This is a genomic window from Foetidibacter luteolus (genome assembly GCF_009650435.1).
GTDB classification, from domain to species: domain Bacteria; phylum Bacteroidota; class Bacteroidia; order Chitinophagales; family Chitinophagaceae; genus Foetidibacter; species Foetidibacter luteolus.
Genome location: NZ_VVIP01000058.1, coordinates 148,275 through 173,945, shown reverse-complemented (window position 1 = coordinate 173,945; position 25,671 = coordinate 148,275). Strand labels below are relative to the sequence as shown.

Below are 25,671 nucleotides of genomic sequence, written 5' to 3'. Positions count from 1 at the left end.
GCGAAAAATACCAGCACTTGAATGCTGGCTTATGTATTTTTAGCCATTCTAAACAGGTTGCTAAACAAACACCCGCATGAAAAAACTTTTTTTAATTGTCTCGCTGCTTCTGATGCTGCAGGCCCGGGCCCAAACCAGCCTGAAAGTATTGTCTTATAACATTTATCATGGCGAACTGAATTACCAACCTGGTAAAGCCAGCCTTGACAGTATAGCTGCTTTAATACGAAAACTGCAGCCGGATTTTGTTGCCTGCCAGGAAGTTGACAGTGCTACAGGGCGTGTGGCAAAAATTTATGGCCAGCGTATTGACCTTATGCAGGAGCTTGCAAAAAAAACGGGTATGTACGGTTATTTTGGCAAAGCGATGGATTTTGATGGCGGCGGTTATGGGGAAGGGCTGTTAACTAAAAATCCTGTAACGGCCAGCACAGTGGTGTTGCCTAACCCGTCCGGCGGCGAACCACGTGCATTACTATATGCGCATTATACCTTGCCCGGTGGCCGCGTTATATTGTTGGGCGGCACGCATCTGTGCCATGAACATGAAGCCAATAAGGTGGCGCAGGTAGCGGCCATTAACAAAGTGATGGGCTCAAGCGCTTACCCTTCCGTTGTTTGCGGTGATTTCAATTTTACCAGCGGCAGCAGGCCTTACCAGCTTATGGCGAAGGCCTGGTTCGATGCCGCTGATGTAAAAGGTAATCCGCAAAATTCTTTCAGTTACAAAAAACCGGCGGTAAGAATTGACTATGCTTTTCTTTCAAAACCGCATAGCTGGAAGGTGGTGGATGTGCAGGTAATACCTGTTAGCTATTCCGATCACATGCCGGTGCTTTTTACACTTCAGTTAGCGGCCGAATAAGGGTATCTCACTGCCCTGTTGCACGGCTAACGTGCCTGGCGGTTTTTATTGAAACTGTTGATGCGTGAGTTGGAATGGCTTTCCGTTCTGTAATTACCGGGTGATGGATGTGACGGCCTGGCTGCCTGTGGCGGCGTATCGCTGAAATTGCCGTTTTCATCAACATATACCAGCATCTCGCTTAAAGGTTTACCACTGAGGGAATGAGCTTTACGCTCCTGTTTCCTGGATTCTTTCTCCGTTCTCTTTTGTAACCTTTTCTTTTCTTTCTCTCTTTTTAAAAATGTTTCTTTTGATTTGCTCATATGTATTCTTTCGTGAAAAAATTAATCTGTTATTCAAAAACGTTGCCCGCATGCAGGCTAAACTGTAATTAAGGCTTGGCGGGGTTTAACTGATATTTTAAATGGTTGTTGTAACCTAATAGGGAAGGGAACTGTAAATAAGAAGCCTGTTTTGCGGCGGCAAATATACAACTAATTAACCGGCTTTCCGGCAGGGTAATCAGTAGGGAATGTTAAATACCCTTTACTGCCGGTAAACGTGCAAATTAACTGATTCACACTATGTGCATAAACAATAACAGAGAGTGAATTATACTATTATAATTTAGATGGTTAAATTAAATACCATGGCAAAAACTGTAAAAAAGGCGGCTCCTAAAAAGGCCGCGCCTGCCGCGAAAAAGGCAGCACCTAAAAAAGCTTCTGCTGCGCCGAAAAAAGCAGCGCCGAAAAAAGCCGCTAAAAAAGTAAACGCCGCATTTATGGCGCCACTAACCCCCAGCGATGCATTGGCCAAAGTTGTGGGCAACAAGCCTCTTCCAAGAACTGAGATCATTAAAAAAATATGGGACTACATTAAGAAAAACAAGCTGCAGGATACTGCTAACAAGCGTATGATTAACGCCGACGACAAACTGAAAGCTGTTTTCGGTAAAGACCAGGTGAGTATGTTTGAACTTGCGAAGATTGTTGGCCAACATGTAAAATAAGTTTCTGCATCTTCCGTGCATTAGATTAAGCCTGGTAACAGGCTTTTTTTATGCGCCAGCGTTTAGGATTATGTAAAAATCGGTACCCAATAACAGGTGGGTGGCCGGCGTTTTTGAAAAAAAATTGAAAACCGGGTATCATTTTACAGTTTTTTGCCTTTACAATATTGAACGCCAGAAAATTATATACGGTTGCAAGCCATAGTGGTTTTAAACGCATATCAAAGGCGTTACTGAAAAAGAATTGATATGAACAACAACAACACGTTTACACGCAGGGATTTTATGAAGCTTGCAGGCACTGCCGGCGCCGCTGCTTTGCTGGCCCCGAACCTTGTGCTTGCAGATGAGGCAAGAAAAAGGAATTTCAGTATTGGCTCAACGTTTATTCTTTGGGGTTACGGCGCAGATAACCTGGAGCCGGCACTGAGCGACATTGCCAAACTTGGGTATCATTCTTTTGAAACCTTTGGACAGGTGATTGAAGAGTGGGAAAAGAACCGGGGCGGCTTTAAACAGGTGGTTGAAAAATATAAAGTGCCTATTGTTTCTGCTTTTTGTATGACCGATGTGCTTGACCCTTCCAAAAGAAAAGATGAAACGGAAAAGTTGGTGAGGTGGGCAAAGCTGCTTAAGGCAAGTGGTGGCAAAGTGGTTGAGTATTGCCCTACTGGTATTAAACGCGAAGGCTATAATTACAAAGACCACAAAAAAAACCTGGTTGAATCCATGAACGAATATGCCAAAGCCGTTACTGATGAAGGGCTGGTATGCGCCTTGCACCCGCATACGGGAACGCCCATAGAAACGGAAGAAGAAGTGTATTTTATTATGGAAAACCTTAACACAGACTATATGAAGTTTGGACCTGATGTAGGCCAGCTTCAAAAAGGCGGCGCCGACCCGGTAAAGATTGTAAAAGATTTTATGCCGCTGATAGAGCATGTGCACCTGAAAGACTATGCCGGCGGCGATAACGGTTATCTTGGTTATGCACCATTGGGAACGGGCAAGGTTAAAATTGAAAAAATACTTAACCTGCTGGAAAAAAGAAAGCATGAAATGGCCGGCATGATTATGTTTGAACTGGACCATGACAACAAAATAAAACCCGCTTATACCCAATATGAGGCGGCCAGGGTTTCTCACGACTACCTGCAGAAACTGGGCTACTCATTCAACGCCTGAGCAAGCAATACAACGCCAGTTTGGCCTGCGTTAAAAAGTGAAGCGAAATTTTTTTGAGCCCGGCAGAGGAACTATTCTGAGGTCCCGAAACATCGGGATTGCGTCGCACTCTTGTACTGTACCGCTTTACGCGGCAGCAAATGCGGCACCCCTCAGCATTAGGTAATTAATCTAAGCTGTCAGCCTGAGCCTGTCAAAGGCGGATGGGTGAAAGCGGCTTAAGCCGGTTTCGACAATGCTTCCATAAACTCAGCAGGACAATATTTTACCCGGCATTCCTTTTCACAGCCCAAAAGCATTACCGGCCTGCTATTGGTATGTTGGATGGACAGTTGTGAAGACTGCTATTTAAACTTGAGAAAAATTAATAACTTAAAGGAACTGATATATCGTATATGAAAGTTTTAGAAAACTATATTAATGGCAGTTGGAGCGCAAGTAAAGAAAACAACTACAGGGATGTAATTAACCCTGCCACACAGGAAGTGCTGGGCCGTGTACCTTATGGTACGCATACGGCAACCGATGTAGCCAATGCCGTGGAGGCTGCCTCGCAGGCATTTAAGGCCTGGAGCCAGGTGCCTGTAATGAAGCGGGTACAACCCTTGTATAAGCTAAAGCAACTGCTGGAAGAACATGCGGAAGATATTGCAAGGACTATTACTACAGAATGCGGTAAAACCCTCGCTGAATCAAGAGGGGAACTACAGCGTGCGATAGAAAATGTGGAGGTTGCCTGTGGTACACCCATGCTGATTCAAAGCGAATTTTCTGAAAACATTGCCGGCGGTATTGATGAATTCATGATACGGCAGCCGCTTGGGGTTTGCGCCTGTATTGCGCCCTTTAACTTTCCGGGCATGATACCGTTTTGGTTTTTGCCTTATGCCATAGCCTGCGGCAATACATTCATACTGAAGCCATCGGAAAAAGTGCCGCTGACCATGACAAAAGTTTTTGGCCTGCTGGAGCAAATTGACCTGCCTAAAGGCGTCATCAGCCTGGTGCATGGCGGCAAGGAAACAGTAGATGCCCTGCTGGACCATCCCGAGGTAAGGGCCATCAGCTTTGTAGGCTCATCCAATATTGCCCGTTATATCTATTCAAGGGCCGCTGCCAATGGCAAAAGGGTGCAGGCGCAAGGCGGCGCCAAGAACCCTGTTGTAATACTTCCTGATGCGGATATAGACATGTCTGTACAGATCATTGCAGACAGCGTGTATGGTTGTGCCGGCCAGCGTTGCCTGGCAGCATCCAATATTATTACAGTGGGCGATAACGGCAACATAAAAGACGCTTTATACGAGTCTGCAAAAAACAGGAAAACTGGTTTTGGGCTGGATGAAAAAATGGAAATGGGCCCGGTTATCAGTATGGAAAGCAGGGTAAGAGTGGAAAGCCTTATTGATAAAGCTATACACGAAGGCGGTAAGGTTTTGCTGGATGGCCGCAATGCAAAGATTGATGGTTTTGAACAAGGTAATTTTATAAGACCTACTATATTGGAAGGCTTGCCCCTGCAGGGTGAAACCGTAAGAACAGAAATTTTTGGGCCTGTAATGAGCCTTATTGAACTAAACACCGTTGATGAAGCGCTTGACTTTATCAATAACGGACAATACGGTAATATGGCCTGCCTGTTTACCAGCAGCGGCGCCAATGCAAGAAAGTTCAGGAGCCTTGCCAATGCCGGTAATATCGGCATCAACATAGGCGTAGCGGCGCCCATGGCACAGTTTCCTTTCAGTGGCTGGAAGGAAAGCTTTTTCGGAGACCTGCATGGCCAGGGCCGCCACGCCATTGAATTTTTTACACAAACCAAGATAGTAGTTGAAAGATGGCCCAAAGAATGGTCGCGTAAGTTTTAGAACAACAACTGATACTGCTTAATTGAAGTGGCCGTAGCTGCATGTTGCAGACTGGGGCAGGTAATTCTTTGCGCTATATCTGCACGGTGGGAAAAGCTGCACAGTGAATCCGGACGTACAAGAGTGCGACGCAACGGAAGAAACATACCTGTTCCTGCTGCCGGGCCCATAAAAACTCCCCTTTAAGTAACGGGGCGTTAAGAAATGTAATGAGACATCTATTGTAACGATAAACAACGATTGTTAACTCTAATCAACACATGAATGCTTACTTTGAAAAAAGCCTTTTGCCCACCTTTCCAGCTACAAACAAAATTGAATTTTTTAGGAACGGATTGTGTTGTTACCGATCTTAGCCATACCATCAGCAGGGAAGACCCCACCTTCATAGGCCATCAACGCACATTAATATGGAACCATCTTTCGCATGAAGAAACGCAGAAGATGGGTTTAACCAAGCCCCCTTATTCTTATAAGGTGGTTGGCTTTACCATGTGCGACCATTCCAATACGCATGTGGATGCCATTAACCATGTGGTAAACGAGCCCGGCGCAAGGGCTGTAAACGAGTTGCCGCTGGAATGGTTTATGGCGCCTGCGGTATGGTTCGATTTTTCGCATAAAGCGCCCAACAGTTACATTACCAAAGCCGATGTGGAAGAAGCCATTGAAGCAACCGGCGTAACCATTCAGCCGCAATCGGTAGTGTTGTACTATACAGGGTGGTATAAAAAATGGCATAAACCTTTTGAATACATCCGCAATTACCCGGGGGTTGACAGAAGCGCCATTGAATACCTGAACGACCTGGGCGCCATTAGCATTGGCGCTGATGCGCCGAGTATTGACAGCTATCATGAAGTAGCGGTGGTAAAGGAACAGCCGGCGCATATTGTTTGCCGCGAAAGAGAAATACTGAATATTGAAAACCTGGCGCAGGTGGATATGATACCCGCCCATGAATTTTGGTTTGTGGGCCTGCCGCTGAAAATAAAGGACGGTTCAGGTTCGCCATTTAGAGGAGTTGCTATTGTTCCTGAAAATAAACTGAAATAATTTATGACGCTGCCAAAAGAAATGGATGCGCTTGTTTTAAAAGGCATCAGGGATTTTGAAATTATGTCTGTACCGGTACCCGTGCCCGACACGGATGAAGTTATCTGCAAAGTGGATACTACTTACATATGCGGAACAGACCCGCACATTATATCCGGCGATTTTCCGGGCTTCTGGCCAAAAGGTTTTCCTTTTGTGCCGGGGCATGAATGGTCTGGCACGGTGGTGCAAACAGGCAAAAGGGCCGGGCAGCTTGGATGGAAAGAAGGCGACCGTGTTTGCGCTATCTCTCACTGTGGTTGCGGCTACTGCGAAAAATGTTTAAAGGGGCGTTACAATCTTTGCCTTAACTATGGCCATGAAGAACGCGGCCACCGCCAGTACGGGCACTATACGCCTGGTGCTTACGCACAATACATGCGTACATCCGTTAAAAGCATTTATAAAATACCAGATTCCATGTCGCTGGAATACGCGGCATGTGTTGACCCGTTAAGTATTGCATTGTACACGGTAAAACGTTCACGCATGCAGCCCGGAGATGATATACTTGTGTTGGGCACCGGCCCGCAAGGCCTTATGGCAATACTGGTGGCTAAAGCGTTGGGCGCTGCAAGAATTTTTGCCGCAGGCAGCGGTGAAAGGTTAGAAAAAGCAACTTCACTTGGCGCCATACCTATTAATTACAGGGAAGGCGATGTTGTTGAAAAAGTAAAAGAGTTTACCAATGGCCTTGGCGTGCCTGCCGTACTGGAGTGTGCGGGAACCGCTGAGTCTATAAGGCTTGCCTGCTTCGCCGCGTCAAAAGGAGGTGTGGTGTCTGTTATTGGTATTCCGCATGCAGACCCTGCACTGCCATTAAAGCGCATTGTATTGGATGAGGTGGAAATTATTGGCAACAGGGCCAATCCAAACACGGCACAGGCTGCAATTGATTTACTGGTAAATGGCCGTGTTGACCTTTCCCCACTGCTAACGCACCGATTTGACCTGAAGGATTTTGACAAAGCTTTGGATGTATTTGAAAAAAGAAAAGAAGGCGCTGTTAAAGTGGCTACCAAACCTAACGGATTAAACTAATTAATGTCGTCAGCCTGAGCCTGTCGAAGGCGGGTTTGTCAAGCATGCTTATTTTGGCACGGTTTCGACAAGCTCAACCTGACATTGATTTTTTTAGGGAAAATAAATTGATACAGTACCTATAAAACAAAACAACTATTACCATGAGCAACAAAGTAATGATAGTAAGTGGCGGGGCATCGGGCTTGGGATTGGCAGCGGCAGAAAAATTTGCCAAAAATGGTTACGATATTGTGCTGATTGATGTGAACGAAGAAAAGGGTAAACTGGCTGAACAGAAGATTAAAGCGCTTGGTGTGGATGCGATCTTCTGCCTGTGCGATATATCTGATAAATCACAGGTGCAGCAGGCTGCAAAAGCCACCAAAGAAGCTTTTGGCAGGGCCGATGTATTAATCAATAATGCCGGCCTGGAAGTGCGTGGCAGCATATTGCAATGCACCGAAGATGATTGGGTAAAGTTGTATGATATCAACCTTAAAGGCATGTACTACATGTCCAACGCTTTTGTTCCCATGATGCTGGAACAGGGTGGTGGCGCCATTGTAAATACAGGCTCTATACTTGGCTACCGCACGGTAGGGGAAAGGGCTGCTTACTCTTCTTCCAAAGGCGCTATAGACACCCTTACACGCAGCATGGCGTTTGATCTGGCAAAGGATAATATAAGGGTTAACTGCGTAGTGCCCGGCGCTATAGATACGCCATTGTTGCGCGGCTCCATCAACGATTCTCCCAACCCCGCCGAAACAGAAAAGGTGCTGGGTTCAAAGAGTGTGTTTGGCCGCATGGGTACATCGGCCGAGGTAGCCAACGTTATGTATTTTCTTGCTTCAGACGAAGCTTCATTTGTTACCGGTGCTGCCTATTTTGTAGATGGCGGCTGGTCAATTATGTAAGAAAAAAATCATTCAATCAACATAGGACATTTTTAGATACCAGCATTAGTACTTCGTGGCATCGCCTGTTCCAAACATGGTTTTGTTATTATTTGGTCTTTCAGTGAAAGAACAAATAAAAATCAATCCGTTCATCTGTATATCAATGGGCGGCTGCAGGCTGCTGTGTAAACCTGTTTGCTATCCATGGCCACTCTATTGCCATGCAAATACAATTCGTAAACGCACTAAATAATATACCTCGTGATTTATCTGGAAAACAAATCATCCCTGGTCACCAAAGGAATAAATTACCTGTTACAGGTAAAGGATTCCGATATCAGGTTGCTGAATATTCATCAATGCAGGTACGCGGTGGATAACTCTATTCATATCGGTGGCGCCTCCTCCGCCATTATACCTATGGTAAGCCTGTTTTATGGCGGTATCATCAACCTGAAGGTAGAACAGCCTACGGCGCCCGGCCAGGATATGTTTGTATTAAGTAAAGGCCATGCGGTGGCAACACTTGCATCTATATATGCAGACCTTGGCTATTTTGACCATTCCGTGCTAAACAATTCACGTTCTGTATCAAGCATACTCAACGGGCACCCGGGGCCACTGCTGCCTGGTGTTCATGTGGCTACAGGCCCAATGGGGCAGGGCATGGGTGTTGCACAGGGCTTTGCCATTGCAGGGCAAAAGGCACCGGCCTTTGATGTGTTTGCCGTAACCGGCGATGGTGAATTGCAGGAAGGTCCAATCTGGGAATCGGTAATGTATGCAGGTTATAAACGCCTGGAAAACCTGTGCGTACTGGTAGACAATAACGGCGGCCAACTGGATATAGTGAATACGCTGCACTTTCCTTACAACAGCCTCAGCGCAAGCTTCGCCAGTTTCGGGTGGCGGGTAATGGAAGTAGACGCTACAAAGTACCACTCTGTTTACAATGCCTTACAGGCGTTTAAGTATGGTGAAAGGGATGGCCGGCCTACAGTGATTATTTGTAAATCAACCAAAGGGCATGGCGGCTTCTCTGATTACATGAACAACCACAAAACCACTATTGTTGGTGATACGCTTATCCAGGAAGAAAAGTTGCAGAATATACAACGGGTGGCGAGGGTGCAGGAGCTGTGTGGTTTTCTCAATGAATTAAACAGTGGTGATGAATATTCTTCCGCATTAAAAACAATACTGGTCCATGCCGGTAAGATGGGCTACACAATTGGGGAAGAGAATGGTTCTTTTACAGGCATTACCACACAAGAAGCGGTTGTCAAAACCGTAAAAGCGCCGGAGAGAAACAAGCGCATTGATTACTTACCGGCTGCACTGCCAAAGCTGGAAAAAGGAAAGTCAGCAGGTGCCCAGCAGGTGATACAGGCTGCCATGAAATCTTTTGCACAGGATGAGCGGGTGGTATCCATAGATTCAGACCTGGCATCTACCAGCGGCCTGCAGGCAGGCGTAGGTTTTGTAGATAAATACCGTGCATTAAACGTAGGCGTGGCAGAAGCAAACATGATGCTGATAGGAGAGGCTTTTGCCATACTTGGCGCCAACACATGGGTAAGTACTTTCTGCCCTTTTTACGATTGGAAAGTGCTGCGGAGAATTGCTGTGGGCCACCAGGAAAGGCTGGAGGTGATAGAAAGCAAGGGCTGGTTGTCAGAAGGCCACGGGCTTGATTATACGATGGTTGCCACGGCTGCTGACCTGGAAACACAATCCAACGGCGCTACCCACATGGGTAATGATGATGTTCTTTTACTTAATGAAGCGGCGCATGTAAAGATTATCAATGTATGCTGCCCGCAACAGTTGCTGGGCGTTATGAAATGGATAATGGAAGGCAACAAAGGCATCATTTACCTCCGCATTTTAAGAGCGGCTTCGGCTGTTGTTTATGACAGTGATTTTGAATTTGAGTTTGGCAAAGCTTACACCTTAAAAGATACGCCGGATGCGGTGGCTACGATTGTAACCTCAGGCCGTGGTGTATATGAAGCATTGGGCGCTGCTGAATTGCTCGGCAAAAAAGGCTTACCTGTAAATGTAGTTGACATGCCTTCTATAGATGAAGATGCGATGGTGGAATTATATGAATCCGGCCGGCCTGTATTTATTGCAGAGCAGAACAACGGCTACATCTGGACTAATTTCCGCAGGGTACTGTTTGCCCGTGAAAACAATATTCACACAAAAAAGCTTATACCCATTAATACAACACATAACGGCACACCGCACTACATACATTCAGGCACGTATGCGGAGCTTGCTGCAGCTTACGGGCTGGATGCGGCGCATATCAGCGAAACACTTGCAGGCCATCTAAAATTTAAACCAGTAACAGCATGACCATTATCAACGAAAGCGAAGTGCCTGAAGTGGCACACCCCGGCAGGTTTATGCGCTGGCTGGCCAATGAAGATTCTCTGCCGGCAAAAAACCTGTCCGTTTGTGTGATACGTGTACTGCCCGGCGAAACAGTAAGACCTGCCCATTCACATCCCAACAGCGAAGAGTTAATTTATATTATCACAGGCACCGGTAAAGTAATGATAGAAGGAGAGGTGGGCGATGTAAGAACAGGCTCCGCCATATTGTTTGAGCAAGGTAAAGTACACATGCTGCGCAATACCGGCGATACAGAAATGAAAGTGATCTGTTTTTTTGCGCCTATGACCAACCTTGACAACTATAAAATGTTTGAGGATATTTCTTTTCCTGAATGATATGTTTTTCTTTTACCCCATCTTTCAACAAAGAAACAATCATGATCAGGTGTTGAAGATGCGTTGTAATTCTTTCACATAATTTTTTAAAAAAACCTGCAGGAACCGGGCATCATTTCATCGTTTCCGCCCTTTACATAGAGTACACCATGCATACATATTGCTTGCCGGCATAACAACGCCTTTACTGGCAATATATAAGACTGATGTGTATTGTTAACTGAACATAAACTTCGCACACCTTACTGCTTGCTGACTATTTACCTAAAATTCCATAAACCATAAAACGACGCTTGTTATGATGACTACTACATTTTGGATACGGAGGCTGACAATATTCCTGCTGCTTCTCTTTACCGGCATGTTAACCTATGCGCAAAAAAAGGTAACCGGTACGGTGGTTGACTCAAATAATGAGGCAGTGGTTGGTGCCTCGGTTACCGTTAAGGGGGCCAAAGAAGCAACCCAAACGGATGTGAACGGTAATTTTTCCATAACTGTTCAGCCCGGTTACGATTCTCTTACAGTAACGTTTATCGGCAGAGAGTCGCAAACAGTTTTTATAGGAGATAAAACAACGATAAGGGTAGCGCTGCAGGCTTCAACAAACCCGCTGGAAGGTGTTGTGGTAGTTGGTTATGGTACCCAAAAACGCAGTGATGTTACAGGCGCTATCGGAACAGTGAGCGCTAAGGAAATAGCGGATGAACCGGTAATACAGGTTGGCCAGGCATTGCAGGGTAAGGTGGCCGGTCTGCAGGTGTCGCAAAACTCCGGTGCGCCGGGTTCGGCTTTATTGATACGTGTAAGGGGCAGTGGTACTGTAAACAATGCTGAGCCTCTCTACGTAATTGATGGCAACCCCAATGCTAACCCGCTGGATATTGCACCGGACCAGATAGAAAGCATACAGGTATTAAAGAGTGCCAGCGCGGCGGCCATCTATGGCGCACAGGGCGCTAATGGTGTTGTTCTTATTACTACCAAGCAGGGCCGTTCGGGTAAGTCTCAACTGGATGTGAGTTTTTCACAAGGCTGGCAACAGATACAGCGTTACTTTCCTGTAACCAATGCCACGCAATATGCCACACTGTATAACGAAGGCTTAAGAAACGCCGGGCAAAACCCATTGTACCCGGATCCTGAAAGCCTGGGTGAAGGCACTGACTGGCAGAAAGCCATTTTCAGGGTGGCGCCTATGGTAGATGTAAATATTGGTGCTTCCGGTGGCAACGAGTTCAGCAAATTTTTCTTTTCGGCTGGTTACACCAAACAGGATGGTATTATAACAGGTTCCTCGTTCGACAGGGTTAACCTGCGCATCAATTCATCACATTCTATCAATAAGTTTATAAAGCTGGGGCAGAACCTGTCTGCAAGTATGGCAAGGTATAGCAACATCGCCGAGTTTAATTTTGGTTCTATCCTCGGTAACACGCTAACTGCAAACCCTGAGATTCCGGTTAAAATGCCCGACGGCAGTTGGGGTTACTCTGCAACCTCACTTAACTCCGCTAATCCTGCCGCTTCTATTCATTATACCAATGATGATACAAGAAGACCTGTGGTTAATGGTAACGCCTATATTGAAATTACGCCATTCAAGGGGCTGGTATTTCGCTCTCAATACAATGTCAATATAGGTTATGCTGAACAAAAAGTGTTCGTGCCTGTTTACCGTATTTCCACTTCTAACTTTAATGATGTAGCCAGGCTTACAGAAACAACAACCAGGTTTCGTGAAACAAGCTGGGCCAATACGCTTACCTATACAAAAAATTTCGGAGAACATACGTTGGAGTTGCTTGCAGGTATGACAGACCAAAACTCTTTTACCCAAACGATAGTCGCAGAGGCCCAGGGCTTGCCAGCCAACGCCACAGACAATGAAAATCTGCGCTATCTCGACTTGTCTACTTCTAATAACAGGGTTGCCGGCGGCGCTGGCGAGTGGGGAATCCTTTCTTACCTTGGCCGTGTAAACTATAACTATGGCGGTAAATACTTTACTACCGTAAACTTCAGGGCCGATGGTTCTTCCAAATTCGGCGCTAATAACAAATTCGGTTATTTCCCTTCTTTCTCTGTAGGATGGAAAATGTCAGAAGAAAATTTCCTGAAAAATGTTAAGTGGATCAACAACCTGATGATACGTGGCGGATGGGGCTCACTCGGTAATCAAAGCTCTTTGCCTAACTATGCTTTTGCTAACCTGGTTACGCCAAATATCAATTATTCTTTTGGCGCTCCCGGCTCTGTAGTAAGGGGCCAGGCGCCCACCACGCTGGGTAACCCGGATCTCAGGTGGGAGGCAACCAAGGAAATAAACCTGGGTTTTGACTTTACCGGCTTTGATGGAAAACTAACTGCTTCATTCGACTGGTATAATAAGAAAACCAACGATATGTTGCTCCAGGTGCCCCTGGTAGGTTATAGTGGTATTACAACAGCGCCCTATGTTAATGGAGGTAATGTGGTAAACAAAGGCGTTGAAATTATGGTTGGCTACGATAAAAGGGCTTCCAAAGGTTTCAGCTATAGCATTACCGGCAATATCGCTTTCAACAGAAATGAAGTAACTCAGTTAAGCAATGCAGGTACGGCCATCCAGCAGTTCATCAGTTTTGTGGGCCTGGTAAATTCTACCCAGATAGGTGCTCCCATCGCTTCTTTCTTTGGCTGGCAGGTAGATGGTGTTTTCCAGTCTGAGAGGGAAGTGCAGGATCATGCTTATCAAAGCAATGGTACTGCGCCTGGTGATTTCCGCTTCCGCGACCTTGATGGCAACGATACTATCAATGCACGGGACCAGACAATCATCGGCAACCCCTGGCCCAAAGCCACTTACGGTCTTACAGGAACCATGTCATATAAAGGCTTCGACTTCCGTGTGCAGATACAGGGCACTTACGGTAACGATATTTTCCAGGGCTTTAAGTTCAGGACAGAAGGCGCCAACTTTTTCAACTATACCAAAAATGTCTGGGACAACAGGTGGACAGGCCCCGGCACCAGCAATACGATGCCGCGTTTAATAACCAGCGATCCTAATAACAACATGCGTTCATCCACTTACTATGTTGAAGATGGTTCTTATCTAAGGGTAAGAAACATCCAGATAGGTTACAGGATACCTTCCAGCATATCCAAATTAAGAAGTGCAAGGGTATATGCGTCAGTGCAAAATGCTTTCACTATTACCAACTATTCAGGGTTCGATCCTGAAATGGGTACCAATCGTGCCAATAACCCATTGTACATAGGTATTGATGAAACCAATTACCCTATACCACGCACTTACACGATAGGCCTTAATATCGGCCTCTGACACCTGATTGTAAAAACTAAAACAACTCATTTAACATGAAACGCATAATATATATATTCTCGGCCTCACTGCTGCTGGTGGTTACCGGTTGCCGCAAAACTTTGTATAAAGATCCTGTAGCGCAGCTTAGTACAGATGTAAACTACATAACGGCAGACGATGCACGCCGTGCCATAACAGCCGCGTATGCACCCGCTGCCGGCAACAACTGGTGCTGTACTTACGTATCTCCCGGTTTTATGCATTGGGTGCTGGGTAATGTGGCTTCTGATGATACTGACAAAGGCGGCGAGTCTGGCTCTGACCAGTTATACGCCCAGCAGGTGCAGCTATTTAACATCCCTGCAGATAATGATGCTACAAGGTTTGCATACCAGGTTTCGTATGTTGGTGTAAACAGAACCAACCTTGCCCTGGAAAACATTCCTAACATCGAAATGGATGCAACCCTTAAAGAACGTTACCTCGCAGAAGCAAAATTCATGAGGGCCTGGTATTATATTAACCTGGTAAAAACATTCGGCGATGTTCCCCTGGTGCTAACTTCCCAGTTCGAATCTTACGATCTTACCCGCTCCCCCAAAGCGGATGTATATGCGCAGATCATCAAAGACCTTACTGAGGCCGAAGCCGTTTTGCCCAAAGCTACTGCTTACCCGGCGGCAGACCATGGCAGGGCCACCCAGGGCGCTGCCCAGGCCTACCTCGGTAAAGTGTACCTCTACCTGCACGATTTTGCCAAAGCAGAAGAATGGTTCGGCAAACTTATCGCATCGCATGAGTATGCGCTTGAATCAGATTATTATTTCCTGTTTACACGAAATGGCGAAACAAGCAAAGAACATGTGTTCCAGGTTAAATTTCTTAACGACCTGGGCCCTCAGCCTGCCAACAACCAGTTGGGCATCGTTATGGGCAGCCGGGCTATGAACGGGTGGGGCTTTAACCTGCCCACGCAGGACTTTGTAGACGCCTTTGAACCAGGCGATCCCCGGCTTTGGCAAACAGTTTATAAAAACGGCGATGTGTTGCCCGATAGCAGGGTTGCCAATGTGGGCAACAGCACTACCGGCTATCTTAATAAAAAGGTACTTGTGCTGGAAAATGAGAAAATACAAGGCACATTGCAGGCTGGTAAAGATGATATTTATATGAGGCTTGGCAAAGTGTACCTGTGGTATGCAGAAGCCGCCAACGAAGTGGGTAAAACCAACGAAGCCCTGCAATACCTTAACGAGGTAAGGCGCCGGGCAAGGCAGGGTAATGCCAATATTCTGCCGGATGTTACTGTTACCGGTAAAGATGCTTTACGGCAGCTTATCTGGAAAGAGCAGCGGGTGGAATTCGGGCAGGAGTACGAACGCTTTTTCGAGTTGGTTAGGCAGGGCCGTGCAGGGCAGGTGCTTAGGGCTTATGCGACAAAATACAACACTGCCAAAGGTGAAGGCTTTACGGATGGTGTAAATGAAATTTTCCCCATTCCGCTCAGCGAAATCAACCTGAGCAAAGGAAAAATAACGCAAAATCCCGGGTATTAGTATTTATTAAAACGTGAAGCGTCAGGCATGGTAAAAATTATAAACGCATGTTTGTCACTTCACGTTTTAAAATTCATAGCAGTATTAAATCAGGGGGTGCCCCCAAGCTATCGCAAGGGGTCGGGCTTTCCGCTCATACTCCGGCACAAAGGCCAATGCACAGGCCCTCACCGGGGTATCCGCTGCAATCCCTCACCCGGGTGTAACAGGTTGGCTCTTTGCAGGCGGGTTGCTTGTTTAAGTACGATTTACGAAGTACGAAGTACTCTTTGCAAGGTGCTTGTTTGTAGGCTACGCTGTTTAACAGCATTAAGTACGAAGTACGACCACCTAAAGCTTGCATCGTGTTGCATTCATCCCGCATGGTGCTTCTTATTTGGTTTGAGTACTTCCTAAATCGTACTTAATGAAAGGTGCCTATGTTTCGTGAATCACATATAGCATATAGTACTTCGTACTTCGTAAATCATACTTGGTAAATGGTGCTATATGCCTCATGAATCATAGGTGGCAAATAGTACTTCGTACTTCGTAAATCGTACTTGGTAAATGGTGCTATATGCCTCCTGAATCATAGGTGGCAAATAGTACTTCGTACTTCGTAAATCGTACTTGGTAAATGGTGCTATATGCCTCCTGAATCGCAGATAGCGAATAGTACTTCGTACTTCGTAAATCGTACTTGGTAAGTGGTGCTATATGCCTCCTGAATCGCAGATAGCAAATAGTACTTCGTACTTCGTAAATCGTACTTGGTATCTCTTATTTATAATAGCTCTTAGCAATGGCTGTCATTATGAAGTTTGTAAAACACTCAAGGCCCCGTTACATTAACGCAATTATCCCGGCCTTTGCATTAGTCTCTCTGTTTGCATGCAAAAGCGGCTCAGATGAGCATACTACCTGGATGGATTATGGTGGCGGGCCAGACCAATCAAAATATGTAGTTGTAGATGACATTACCAAAGAAAACGTCAACCAACTGCAGGTGGCCTGGTCTTACGCCGTAGAAGATGGTAAAACTTACCAGTGGAACCCGGTTATAGTAGATACTGTAATGTATGTGCTGGCTAAAAACAGTTCACTGGTTGCATTAAACGCTGTTACAGCTAAGGAAATATGGATACATGCCAACCTTACCGGCATTGCCAGGCGCGGTATTAATTACTGGGAAAGCAAAGACCGTAAAGACCGGCGCCTGATTTTCCAGATAAACAATTACCTGCAGGCCATAGATGCCACTACCGGTAAGTCTATACTAAGTTTTGGCAACAAAGGCCTGGTTGACCTGAAGGAGGCTCTTGGTGGAGACCCGAAAAAAATAGCAAGGGTGCAATCCGGCACGCCTGGAAAAATATTTGAGAACCTTATCATACTCGGCTCGGCGCCTGGCGAAAATCATGTTTCCACACCCGGCCACTGCAGGGCTTATGACGTTGTTACCGGTAAACTGGTTTGGATATTTCATACCGTGCCACAGCCCGGCGAATTTGGCTATGATACCTGGCCTAAAGACGCTTATAAATATATCGGCGGTGTTAATACCTGGGGAGAAATAACCGTTGATGATAAGCGCGGCATAGCTTACTTCCCGCTGGGTTCTCCCACGTATGATTATTACGGGGGAGACAGGGTGGGCGCTAACCTGTTTGGTAACTGCCTGCTGGCTGTGGATGCCCGTACCGGCAAACGGCTGTGGCATTATCAAACCGTGCACCACGATCTCTGGGATTACGACCTTGCAGCGGCGCCCCAGCTTATTACTGTTGACCATGATGGAAAGAAAACAGATGCCGTTGCCGTTGCCGGCAAAAACGGCTTCCTGTACGTGTTTGACCGTGTTACCGGCGAGCCTTTGTGGCCTATTGAAGAAAAGCCGGTACCCGCCAGTGATATACCCGGCGAACAGGCATGGCCTACCCAACCTCACCCAACAGTAGTGCCTCCCTTTAACAGGCAAAAACTCACCTCGGCAGACCTTAATCCCTATTTTCTTTCAGACGCTGAAAAAGTGGACTGGCAAGCAAGAGTGGATACCATACCTTCCGGCCTTTTTGTACCCGTTTCCATGGACAGGGAAACCATATCCATGCCGGGTGCTGTTGGTGGCGCAAGCTGGGGCAGTACAGCATCCATACCGGAAAAAGGGCTGATGTTTGTACGTACGGTAGAATGGCCATCCGTTTATGGCAAAGTGAAAAAAATATCACCGCCAACAAAAGAAGAGCTGGAGGCACAGCAGGCTTCGGCAAGCGGGCAAAAAATTTACATGACCACCTGTATGGCCTGCCATGGCGCAGACAGGAGGGGAGGCGTAGGCCCCGAATTACTATCGCTAAAATCGAGGCACAGTTTCAAAGATTTTCAACAGGTGCTGCATAGCGGTAAAGGCGAAATGCCTGCTTTTCCCGGCCTTAAGGAAGAAGATGTAAAGAAACTATACCAGTATATTACAAGCGGCCCGGGTGGTGGCCGGTTCCCCTTTATGGACAATATTCCGTTTAAAGTTACAGGCCCAGTGGTAGATTCAGGCGGGGCGCCCGGCGGGTTAGAGCAGCGGGAAGTGACTGGCTTAAATGGCGCTGCCATGTTTGGGCAACAGTATGGCGTTCCTTATCCCGAAGATGCGGATGTGCCGCTTGACAGGTATTTTATCCCACCGGGATGGGGCCTTAACTTTCCGTACATTATTAGCCCGCCGTGGTCAACCATAACGGCTTACGACCTTAATACCGGCAAAATAAAATGGCAGATACCCATTGGCTCTGACAAGGAAGCTGAAAAGCTGGGTGCTAAAAATACGGGTATGCTGAGGGCGCAGCGCCAGGGCATGGTGGTTACTTCTACCGGAGTGCTCTTTTGCACAGGCAAAGACGGAAAGCTGTACGCCTTTGATGTGGATAATGGCAGGCAGTTATGGTCGTACGAACTGCCCGCTGTTACCGAGGCAATACCTGCCATGTATGAAATTAACGGAAAGCATTACCTGGCGTTATGTGCTACCGCGCCACTGGTATTTGGCAGGCAGCAGGAAGAAAAGCGGGATACGGCAAAAGGCCCGGCTACACCACCGGAAAAAATACCCGGGGCGTATGTGGTGTTTGCGTTGCCGGAGAAGTGAGTGGTGAGTGGTGAATGGTGAGTGGTGAGTAGGGAGTAGTGAATCGTGAATGGTGAATGGTGAATGGTGAGTGTGGGGCATTCATTCTTCATTCAACATTCCTTGTTCCTTGTTCGATATTCATTTGGTGAGTGGTGAATGGTGAGTAATTCTTCATTCAACATTCCTTGTTCCTTGTTCGATATTCTCTACCTGGGCTGAAAAGCTGCCCAATGAACCGAACGATGAAGTGATTGCGACGCAACAGGCGATGCCATAAAATACCGTCGCTGGTATCTAAAATAAGCCAGGGCTGAAAAAATAGTAAAACAAAACAGGCTGATGGCCGCACATGGCGTTAGCCAAACTAAAATTTATGATATTATGAAGCAGATGCTTGTTTGCTTGTTCTTTTTTACCGGCTTTGTTTTTTGTTACGGGCAGCAACAAAGCCTGGGGCTAACCTTTCTGCCAGACCATAAGTTTAAAGGCAGCGGGCTTAGCGGCTGGCATGCAATGGGCAACGTAGAGTGGACGGCCAAAGACGGGGAAATTACCGGGAAGGCTAAAGATGCCGCAGGTGGCTGGCTGGTAATGGATAACGGCTACCAGGATATTGGCTTTCATGCCATGTTTAGGGCTACGGGGCAGGCCAATACGGCCATATTGTTCAGGATGCAGAAAACCGCTGAAGGCTACACCGGGGTATTGGTATCGCCGGGTAAAGAAGGTGCATTGCCCTGCCAGGTTTATTTAGATGCGCAGGGCAAAGAAATAAAAAGGGAAAAGCTAAGGCCCGCAGGCGGTATTTTTTACCGTATGGCGCCGCCGCCGGATACCGGTACTTTAAGGGAAGTGCCACGCCTGCCACCCGCCAAACAACCGGCTGATGTACCCATGGTTAGGCCTGCTACAGATTTCCGCGACAATGAATGGAACGGCATTGAAGTTTTTTTGGAAACAAATGTTATCAGGAGTTTTTTAAATGATGGCCGGGAAAATGGCGGCGCAGTGGAAGGCACATATGGCATTACCGGTTTTGGTCCGCTGGCATTGTATGTAGGCGGTAATGGCCAGGCAAGCTTTAAAGATATTATGTACAAGGATGTTGCCGTGCGGGTTAACCCTGCCGAGCAGGTGTCACCACGCTTTACCGTACAGCAGATAAGCGATATGTATTATTCCTGGGGCGCTGATGCAGGCGATTATGATAAAGACGGCCACATGGATGTGGTATCTGGCCCCTACATTTACTTTGGCCCGGATTTTACCAGGCACCGGGAAATTTACCCCGCCGTGGCAGTAGGCCCTTCAAAGGAATTCAGCCGTACGCATATACAATTCACCTACGATTTTAATAACGACGGATGGCCGGATATACTGAATACGCCGCCTATTGCAACATTGTATGTAAACCCGGGCAAAGAATCACGCCGCTGGGCAGGTTACGATGTACTGCCCGCTGTACAAAGCGAAACAACGGATTTTATTGATATTGATAAGGATGGCAAACCAGAGCTGGTGTATGCGGCGGGCGGTGCTTTTCGTTTTGCCAAACCAGACCCGTCGGATCCTACCAAAAAATGGATAGAGTACAATGTATCAGAACCCGGCTATGCATTGGCGCATGGCATTGGCACCGGCGATATTAACGGCGATGGCCGCATAGATATACTTGGCGCCAACGGCTGGTGGGAGCAGCCAGCGGAGTTGAAACAAAACATTACCTGGAAATATCACCCTGTTGCTTTTGGACGGTACAAGAACAGGGCTTCTAATGTGGGCGGCGCACTAATGGCTGTATATGATGCCAACGGCGATGGCCTTAACGATGTGGTGTGTAACTTAAATGTGCATGGCTTTGGCCTGGCTTGGTTTGAGCAAAAGAGAGACGCTGCGGGCAATATTAGTTTTGAGCGGCATATTATCAGCGACGATTACTCGCAGCAGAACGCAGGCGATGTAACTTTTTCGCAGGCGCATGGCGCAGCTTTTGCCGATATAGACAAGGATGGTATTCCTGATTTTGTAGTGGGTAAACGTTACTTTACACATCTTGACAATATGTATGATCCCGACTCCTACGGGCCGCCCGTACTTTATTGGTACAAAACCGTGCGGGACAAAAATGCACCCGGCGGCGCCAGGTTTGTGCCCGAGCTTATACACAACCGTTCCGGCGCAGGCTCTGAAGTAACCGTGGTTGACCTTAACAAAGACGGCGCACCAGACATTATAACCGCTACCAACCGTGGCACATTTATTTTCTGGAACAAAGGAAAATAACCGACCCATTTTTCAGCACTTTTAAATTGTTCGCCGGCGTGTATTCGCCATTTGTGCAGGGCATTGTAACCTTGCCTGTTAAGTGCATTTATCTGCCACACAAAATAAATAACTCATGAAGAAATTACTTCCTTTTATTTTCCTTTTAATTGCGTCAAAACTGGTATCTCAAACTGCAACCGTTACCGCTGCTGACCTTGATTACCGCAAGGATGGAAATAATTATTTGCTCGTACTTAAAAAGGGGCAGCCGGTGGTGGCCAGTTTAAATGCATTCCTCGAAAAAGAAAAACTGCCCGGCGCTACTTTTACCGGCCTTGGCGCCGTGCAAAACCCGGAAGTGGCTTATTACGACGTTAATGCCAAGCACTACAACTACAAAAAATTTAAGGGCTCTATGGAAGTACTTTCGCTGCTTGGCAACCTTGGCTGGTTTGAAGGCAAGCCGATTGTGCACCCGCATGTAAACCTGGGAGCACCAGATTTTACCGTACATGGCGGCCACCTGAAAGAAGCAGAAGTATCGTTGCTGCTGGAGATTTTTATTATACCAACACAGGAAAAAATAACCCGCGAATGGAGTAAGGAGTTTCCGGAACTGCGTACCATTAAAACACTCAAAAAAGAATAGCTCTTCCGCTTGCAGGCAAAGCATTTTTATGGTACCGGCGATATAGCCCTGTGGCATCGCCTGTTGCGTCGCAATCCGTTCGTCGGCCGGTTTTTCATGGCATCTTTTCAGACCCTGGTAGATGGGTTATGTTTCTGCCAGCTTCGCTGCCAGAAATGATTCAGCATGGAAAATGCCGCTAACATTAAACATTGAACAAAAGAACATTGCTTTTAATCGTCTGCCACATAGTGTTCCCTGCGGTAAGTAAACGGTGTTTTGCCGGTTATTTTTTTAAAGTAGCGGTTAAAGTTAGATATGTTGTTAAAGCCACTTTCGTAACATACGCTGTAAATGGTATTGTCTTTTGATACCAACAGGTTGCAGGCATGTGCAACCCTTACCTCCAGCAAAAAATTATAGTAGGTTTTTCTTGTTTTGGATTTGAAATACCGGCAGAAAGCCTTGGGTGTAAGGTTGGCTATACCTGCTATTTCTTCCAGTGGTATAGTGCGTTGAAAGTTGGTAAGTGTATGGTGAAATATCCTGTTTAAACGGTTGGCCTCGTCTTCTTCAAAATCAACAGGGTGATACATGGCATTTACAAATTCTTTCTCCTGCGTGTTAGCTATTTTTTCAAGTATGGTAAGTAAAAGCACAATCTTTAATGTGCCTGTGGCTTTTACCAGTTGCGCTATCAGGTCCCTCAATTCAAACCTGGCGCCACCGGTAAGTTTAATTCCCCGTTTTGCTTTTTCCAGCAGGTTGTTAATGGTGGCCAGCTCAGGGCTATCAAAGAAGCGGTCTCCCAAAAAACTACGGTGAAAATAGATAACGGTAACTTCTGCCGTAAGCGTAGAATCTTTCCTGAAATATTCAGGGTCGCACCGCCACATGTGGTCAAGGTTAGAACCTATCAGCATCAGCTCATTGGCATCAAACCTGGATACGTTGTTGCCTATAAACCTGGTGCCCCTTCCCTGGTGTATGTATATCAATTCTATCTCCGGGTGAAAGTGCCATTGGTTATAAAAATTGGCGCCTTTATTAAGGCGTATGTTAAAAGATGTTTCAGGTTCTATAGAAACTTTCAGCAAATGCGGTTTCATACATGTAAGATATTAAATTTCCCAGCATAAGGCGGCCGGTATTTGTCATTTATGTTACTATAGTATAACTTCTGGTGAATTGGTTGGAAAAAATTGTGGATGTATTAAATGAAATTTGGTTATTGATTGCTAGCAACACCCCAATTAATAATTTAATACTAACCAACGCTTCGGCGCACATTTAAAACCTCCACTTTATGCTGTATGAAGAACAATTGGCACCAGGCTGTGCCCCCCGTACTGCCCCGGTTTGTTATTACCAGGATGCTGAAAGTAAGGTTCCGGATAAGCAGCTATGGGAAGCCTTTAAAAAAGGGAGCGAATATGCTTTTACTGTTATCTACGATAACTATTCAACACTTCTTTACGAGTATGGCTGCAGGTACACTGCAGACAAAGAACTGGTAAGGGACTGCCTTCACGATTTCTTTGTGTACCTGAAAGAGAACCGCCAGGGCTTCAGTGCCACTACTTCAATAAAGTATTACCTGTTAAAATCTTTTAAGAGAAGGATAATAGATTACCAGAAGAAAGAGCGCAATATATTAAAGGTTACAGATCAGTTTGAAATGGCAGACTTTGAACCTGAACTACGAAGCGAGGCTACTTATTTAACCCGGCAGGCCAACAAAGAGTTAATGGAGCGCCTTGGCAGAGCATTAACAGCGCTGGATGGTATTGAACAAAAGGCTATTTATTATTTCTACTTTAAGGGCATGGGGTACGACCAGATAGCACAACAGTTCAACTTTTCACATGTATCGTCTGCCAGGAGGGTAATGTACCGCAGCTTAAAGCAACTGCGCACCTTTTTTGCGAATGCCTGATGCTGCCTTTGAAAATAAACGGTAAAATAGTTGTATATCCCCGGTATCGTTTTATCGGTTCAGGCCTTTATACTAAACAGTTGCAATGATTTTGCAGCTTTCGCTCAAAGCCACCTTGCATATTAATTCTTAACTACTAATTGCCATACGATCATGAAAATTTTTCTTTCGCTTTTAATGCTTTTGATAGGTGTTGTACTCACCCTTCATTTAGCTATGAACGCCCAGGTAGGTGCTATACTTAAAAATGCAAAAATGGGCAACGCTATCTTCTGGACCATCGGTGGTGTTGCGGCTTTGCTTATTGGCGCCACAGGCTGGGACAGCAGCGTGTTTGACCGTATAAAACATGTGCCGTTATGGCTGTTAACAGCAGGTGTTATGGGCGCCGCCCTTGTATTTGGTATAGCATGGGTTATACCCAAAATCGGCGCAGGGCCTGCTTTTGTATTAATGATTGCCGGCCAGGTGGTTACCGGTATGCTTTTTTCACACTTTGGCATGCTGGGCTCTCCTGTAGAGCCGGTATCATATGTTAAAATCACCGGTGCGCTGCTATTGGTGGCAGGCGCATGCATTGTAACCTTTGCTAAATAAAATTTATCTTGATTAAGGCGCATAAGCAGTCTGAACAAGGAGGGTTTCTACCCTCCTTTTTTCTTTTATACCCTGCGGCAAGCCAAAGCTTTTTGGCGTCATTGCTTTATCTGCTGAATAAGCATGTTTATTTCTTAAGTTTACCGGGTTAATATAGTGGCTATATAACAGCTTGCATACATTGGCGGGCACATAGATTCGGTCATTAATAGCAATAAATAATACCAGGTTAACTATGAAGGTAAAACGCCGGAAACATCCATTCTTTTTGTATATAACCGTTACTCTTTGTCTTATATTCTGCGGCAGGCAGGCTTCATCGCAGGTTAAGGTTAACCCTGTTCCCCAGCAGCGCATGCAGCAGGTTTACGAAGAAGTAAAAACACCATACAAGTATGGCCTTATATTGGTGCCGGAGGATGATTCAAAAAAACTGGATAGTCCAACTGTATTCAGGAAAGACAGCCTTTGGTATATGACCTACATTGTTTTTGATGGCCGCGGTTATGAAACATGGCTGGCGCAAAGCAATAACCTGCTTGACTGGAAAACAATGGGCCGCCTTATGTCTTTCTCCGATACCACAGACTGGGATAACAATCAAAAAGCAGGGTATGCGGTTTTGCAGGATACCCGTTGGGGTGGCAGCTACCAGTTGCAGCAATACGACAACAAATACTGGATGAGTTATATAGGTGGCAGTAGCCGTGGATACGAGGCTGGCAAACTTGGCATAGGTATGGCTTATACAAACGCCGATGTTGCCAGCCCGCATGAGTGGCAACGGTTTAAAAATCCTGTGTTAAGTGCTTCAGACAGCGATGTACGGTGGTGGGAGAACCGCAAGCTATACAAGAGCACTGTTTTGCAGGATGAAAATAAAACTACAGGCTACCCTTTTGTAATGTATTATAATGCCAATGGAGATACGACTGATATAAAGGAAATGCAGTCTGATGAGCGTATTGGTATGGCCGTATCCAACGATATGCTGCATTGGAAGCGTTTTCATAAAGAGCCCGTGCTTATGCATGGCAGTGGCATCACCGGCGATGCCGTTATCCAAAAGATCAACGATACCTGGGTCATGTTTTATTTTGGTGCTTTCTGGGCCAATACACAAGGCGCATTTAACCGGTTTGCCTGTTCGTACGATATGGTTAACTGGACGGATTGGAACGGCCCCAATCTCATCGAGCCTTCTGAAGAGTATGACAACCTTTACGCACACAAGTCTTACGTAATTAAACACGATGGAGTTGTGTACCATTTCTATTGCGCGGTAAACAAAAAAGACCAACGGGGCATAGCCGTGGCTACCTCAAAAGATATGGGTAAGAGCAGGGTTATTTTTTAACCAGCAGTGGTGTCATCTTTTTTTGGATACCCAGCTATGGTTTTATCTGGTCCCAAAATTTCGGGATCCCTTGCAACTATGATTTTGTTATTACCTCTTTCACTGAAAGAACAAATAATAATCAATCACATCACCGTCATATCAATGGAATACCCGCTATTTGCCAATGAATATCAACTATGTTTCTTAGTTATATAAAGTTGATATCTCCTAACAAATTTTGAGACTACGAGTGCTAACGTGTCT

The 25,671-nt window shown here is 46.0% G+C and carries 19 protein-coding genes; 17 read left to right on the top strand and 2 right to left on the bottom strand.

Going from position 1 to position 25,671, the window contains the following annotated elements; genetic code table 11:
- Positions 1-76 precede the first annotated feature (76 nt).
- Positions 77-865 carry an endonuclease/exonuclease/phosphatase family protein gene (locus F0364_RS18610; protein ID WP_153799314.1) on the top strand — a complete coding sequence of 263 codons (789 nt, stop codon included), beginning with the start codon at positions 77-79 and terminating at the stop codon, positions 863-865.
- 26 nt (positions 866-891) lie between these two features.
- Here F0364_RS18610 and F0364_RS18605 read toward each other — a convergent pair whose 3' ends face one another.
- Positions 892-1,170: a hypothetical protein gene (locus F0364_RS18605; protein ID WP_153799313.1), complete on the bottom strand. Its 279-nt coding sequence runs from the start codon at positions 1,168-1,170 to the stop codon at positions 892-894.
- Positions 1,171-1,496: 326 nt separating this feature from the next.
- Here F0364_RS18605 and F0364_RS18600 point away from each other — a divergent pair, with 326 nt between their 5' ends.
- The 13 genes from F0364_RS18600 to F0364_RS18540 all read left to right on the top strand — a co-directional run bounded on the left by F0364_RS18600 (position 1,497) and on the right by F0364_RS18540 (position 21,556).
- On the top strand, positions 1,497-1,859 hold the full coding sequence (locus tag F0364_RS18600) for an SWIB/MDM2 domain-containing protein (protein WP_153799312.1): 363 nt from the start codon (positions 1,497-1,499) through the stop codon (positions 1,857-1,859).
- Positions 1,860-2,108: 249 nt separating this feature from the next.
- Positions 2,109-3,047 carry a sugar phosphate isomerase/epimerase family protein gene (locus F0364_RS18595; RefSeq protein ID WP_153799311.1) on the top strand — a complete coding sequence of 313 codons (939 nt, stop codon included), beginning with the start codon at positions 2,109-2,111 and terminating at the stop codon, positions 3,045-3,047.
- A gap of 395 nt (positions 3,048-3,442) precedes the next feature.
- Positions 3,443-4,915 carry a CoA-acylating methylmalonate-semialdehyde dehydrogenase gene (locus tag F0364_RS18590; protein ID WP_153799310.1) on the top strand — a complete coding sequence of 491 codons (1,473 nt, stop codon included), beginning with the start codon at positions 3,443-3,445 and terminating at the stop codon, positions 4,913-4,915.
- Positions 4,916-5,179: 264 nt separating this feature from the next.
- Positions 5,180-5,971, top strand: a complete 792-nt coding sequence (locus tag F0364_RS18585) for a cyclase family protein (RefSeq protein WP_153799309.1) — start codon at positions 5,180-5,182, stop codon at positions 5,969-5,971.
- A gap of 3 nt (positions 5,972-5,974) precedes the next feature.
- On the top strand, positions 5,975-7,051 hold the full coding sequence (locus F0364_RS18580) for a zinc-dependent alcohol dehydrogenase (RefSeq protein WP_153799308.1): 1,077 nt from the start codon (positions 5,975-5,977) through the stop codon (positions 7,049-7,051).
- 143 nt (positions 7,052-7,194) lie between these two features.
- The gene (locus F0364_RS18575; RefSeq protein ID WP_153799307.1) at positions 7,195-7,950 is read left to right on the top strand and encodes an SDR family NAD(P)-dependent oxidoreductase; all 756 of its coding nucleotides are present in this window, start codon (positions 7,195-7,197) and stop codon (positions 7,948-7,950) included.
- Positions 7,951-8,193: 243 nt separating this feature from the next.
- Positions 8,194-10,296, top strand: a complete 2,103-nt coding sequence (locus F0364_RS18570; protein WP_153799306.1) for a thiamine pyrophosphate-binding protein — start codon at positions 8,194-8,196, stop codon at positions 10,294-10,296.
- Positions 10,293-10,673: a cupin domain-containing protein gene (locus F0364_RS18565; RefSeq protein WP_153799305.1), complete on the top strand. Its 381-nt coding sequence runs from the start codon at positions 10,293-10,295 to the stop codon at positions 10,671-10,673. The genes F0364_RS18570 and F0364_RS18565 overlap by 4 nt, the downstream gene beginning before the upstream one ends.
- Before the next feature lie 298 nt (positions 10,674-10,971).
- Positions 10,972-14,001 carry a SusC/RagA family TonB-linked outer membrane protein gene (locus tag F0364_RS18560; protein ID WP_153799304.1) on the top strand — a complete coding sequence of 1,010 codons (3,030 nt, stop codon included), beginning with the start codon at positions 10,972-10,974 and terminating at the stop codon, positions 13,999-14,001.
- 35 nt (positions 14,002-14,036) lie between these two features.
- Positions 14,037-15,539 carry a RagB/SusD family nutrient uptake outer membrane protein gene (locus F0364_RS18555; RefSeq protein WP_153799303.1) on the top strand — a complete coding sequence of 501 codons (1,503 nt, stop codon included), beginning with the start codon at positions 14,037-14,039 and terminating at the stop codon, positions 15,537-15,539.
- Positions 15,540-16,335: 796 nt separating this feature from the next.
- A complete protein-coding gene (locus F0364_RS18550; protein ID WP_207632756.1) occupies positions 16,336-18,660 on the top strand; it encodes an outer membrane protein assembly factor BamB family protein in 2,325 nt (774 codons plus the stop codon).
- Positions 18,661-19,023: 363 nt separating this feature from the next.
- Positions 19,024-20,925, top strand: coding sequence for an FG-GAP-like repeat-containing protein (locus tag F0364_RS18545; protein ID WP_207632755.1), 1,902 nt, complete (start codon positions 19,024-19,026; stop codon positions 20,923-20,925).
- Positions 20,926-21,040: 115 nt separating this feature from the next.
- Positions 21,041-21,556: a PPC domain-containing DNA-binding protein gene (locus F0364_RS18540; protein WP_153799300.1), complete on the top strand. Its 516-nt coding sequence runs from the start codon at positions 21,041-21,043 to the stop codon at positions 21,554-21,556.
- 212 nt (positions 21,557-21,768) lie between these two features.
- Here the strand turns inward: F0364_RS18540 and F0364_RS18535 are convergent, their stop codons facing one another.
- On the bottom strand, positions 21,769-22,644 hold the full coding sequence (locus tag F0364_RS18535; RefSeq protein WP_153799299.1) for an AraC family transcriptional regulator: 876 nt from the start codon (positions 22,642-22,644) through the stop codon (positions 21,769-21,771).
- 197 nt (positions 22,645-22,841) lie between these two features.
- Between F0364_RS18535 and F0364_RS18530 the strand changes: the two genes are divergently transcribed.
- The 3 genes from F0364_RS18530 to F0364_RS18520 all read left to right on the top strand — a co-directional run bounded on the left by F0364_RS18530 (position 22,842) and on the right by F0364_RS18520 (position 25,425).
- The gene (locus F0364_RS18530) at positions 22,842-23,471 is read left to right on the top strand and encodes an RNA polymerase sigma factor (protein ID WP_153799298.1); all 630 of its coding nucleotides are present in this window, start codon (positions 22,842-22,844) and stop codon (positions 23,469-23,471) included.
- A gap of 153 nt (positions 23,472-23,624) precedes the next feature.
- On the top strand, positions 23,625-24,068 hold the full coding sequence (locus tag F0364_RS18525) for a DMT family transporter (RefSeq protein WP_153799297.1): 444 nt from the start codon (positions 23,625-23,627) through the stop codon (positions 24,066-24,068).
- Positions 24,069-24,303: 235 nt separating this feature from the next.
- Positions 24,304-25,425, top strand: a complete 1,122-nt coding sequence (locus F0364_RS18520; RefSeq protein WP_153799296.1) for a glycoside hydrolase family protein — start codon at positions 24,304-24,306, stop codon at positions 25,423-25,425.
- The last annotated feature ends 246 nt before the right edge of the window (positions 25,426-25,671 follow it).

Bases quoted from the DNA above. Each gene is read 5' to 3' on its own strand.
- F0364_RS18530 (WP_153799298.1), top strand. From the start codon at position 22,842: ATGCTGTATGAAGAACAATTGGCACCAGGCTGTGCCCCCCGTACTGCC.
- F0364_RS18545 (WP_207632755.1), top strand. From the start codon at position 19,024: ATGAAGCAGATGCTTGTTTGCTTGTTCTTTTTTACCGGCTTTGTTTTT.
- F0364_RS18590 (WP_153799310.1), top strand. From the start codon at position 3,443: ATGAAAGTTTTAGAAAACTATATTAATGGCAGTTGGAGCGCAAGTAAA.
- F0364_RS18580 (WP_153799308.1), top strand. From the start codon at position 5,975: ATGACGCTGCCAAAAGAAATGGATGCGCTTGTTTTAAAAGGCATCAGG.
- F0364_RS18520 (WP_153799296.1), top strand. From the start codon at position 24,304: ATGAAGGTAAAACGCCGGAAACATCCATTCTTTTTGTATATAACCGTT.
- F0364_RS18610 (WP_153799314.1), top strand. From the start codon at position 77: ATGAAAAAACTTTTTTTAATTGTCTCGCTGCTTCTGATGCTGCAGGCC.
- F0364_RS18525 (WP_153799297.1), top strand. From the start codon at position 23,625: ATGAAAATTTTTCTTTCGCTTTTAATGCTTTTGATAGGTGTTGTACTC.
- F0364_RS18550 (WP_207632756.1), top strand. From the start codon at position 16,336: ATGAAGTTTGTAAAACACTCAAGGCCCCGTTACATTAACGCAATTATC.
- F0364_RS18535 (WP_153799299.1), bottom strand. From the start codon at position 22,644: ATGAAACCGCATTTGCTGAAAGTTTCTATAGAACCTGAAACATCTTTT.
- F0364_RS18565 (WP_153799305.1), top strand. From the start codon at position 10,293: ATGACCATTATCAACGAAAGCGAAGTGCCTGAAGTGGCACACCCCGGC.
- F0364_RS18540 (WP_153799300.1), top strand. From the start codon at position 21,041: ATGAAGAAATTACTTCCTTTTATTTTCCTTTTAATTGCGTCAAAACTG.
- F0364_RS18600 (WP_153799312.1), top strand. From the start codon at position 1,497: ATGGCAAAAACTGTAAAAAAGGCGGCTCCTAAAAAGGCCGCGCCTGCC.
- F0364_RS18560 (WP_153799304.1), top strand. From the start codon at position 10,972: ATGATGACTACTACATTTTGGATACGGAGGCTGACAATATTCCTGCTG.
- F0364_RS18575 (WP_153799307.1), top strand. From the start codon at position 7,195: ATGAGCAACAAAGTAATGATAGTAAGTGGCGGGGCATCGGGCTTGGGA.
- F0364_RS18595 (WP_153799311.1), top strand. From the start codon at position 2,109: ATGAACAACAACAACACGTTTACACGCAGGGATTTTATGAAGCTTGCA.
- F0364_RS18585 (WP_153799309.1), top strand. From the start codon at position 5,180: ATGCTTACTTTGAAAAAAGCCTTTTGCCCACCTTTCCAGCTACAAACA.
- F0364_RS18555 (WP_153799303.1), top strand. From the start codon at position 14,037: ATGAAACGCATAATATATATATTCTCGGCCTCACTGCTGCTGGTGGTT.
- F0364_RS18605 (WP_153799313.1), bottom strand. From the start codon at position 1,170: ATGAGCAAATCAAAAGAAACATTTTTAAAAAGAGAGAAAGAAAAGAAA.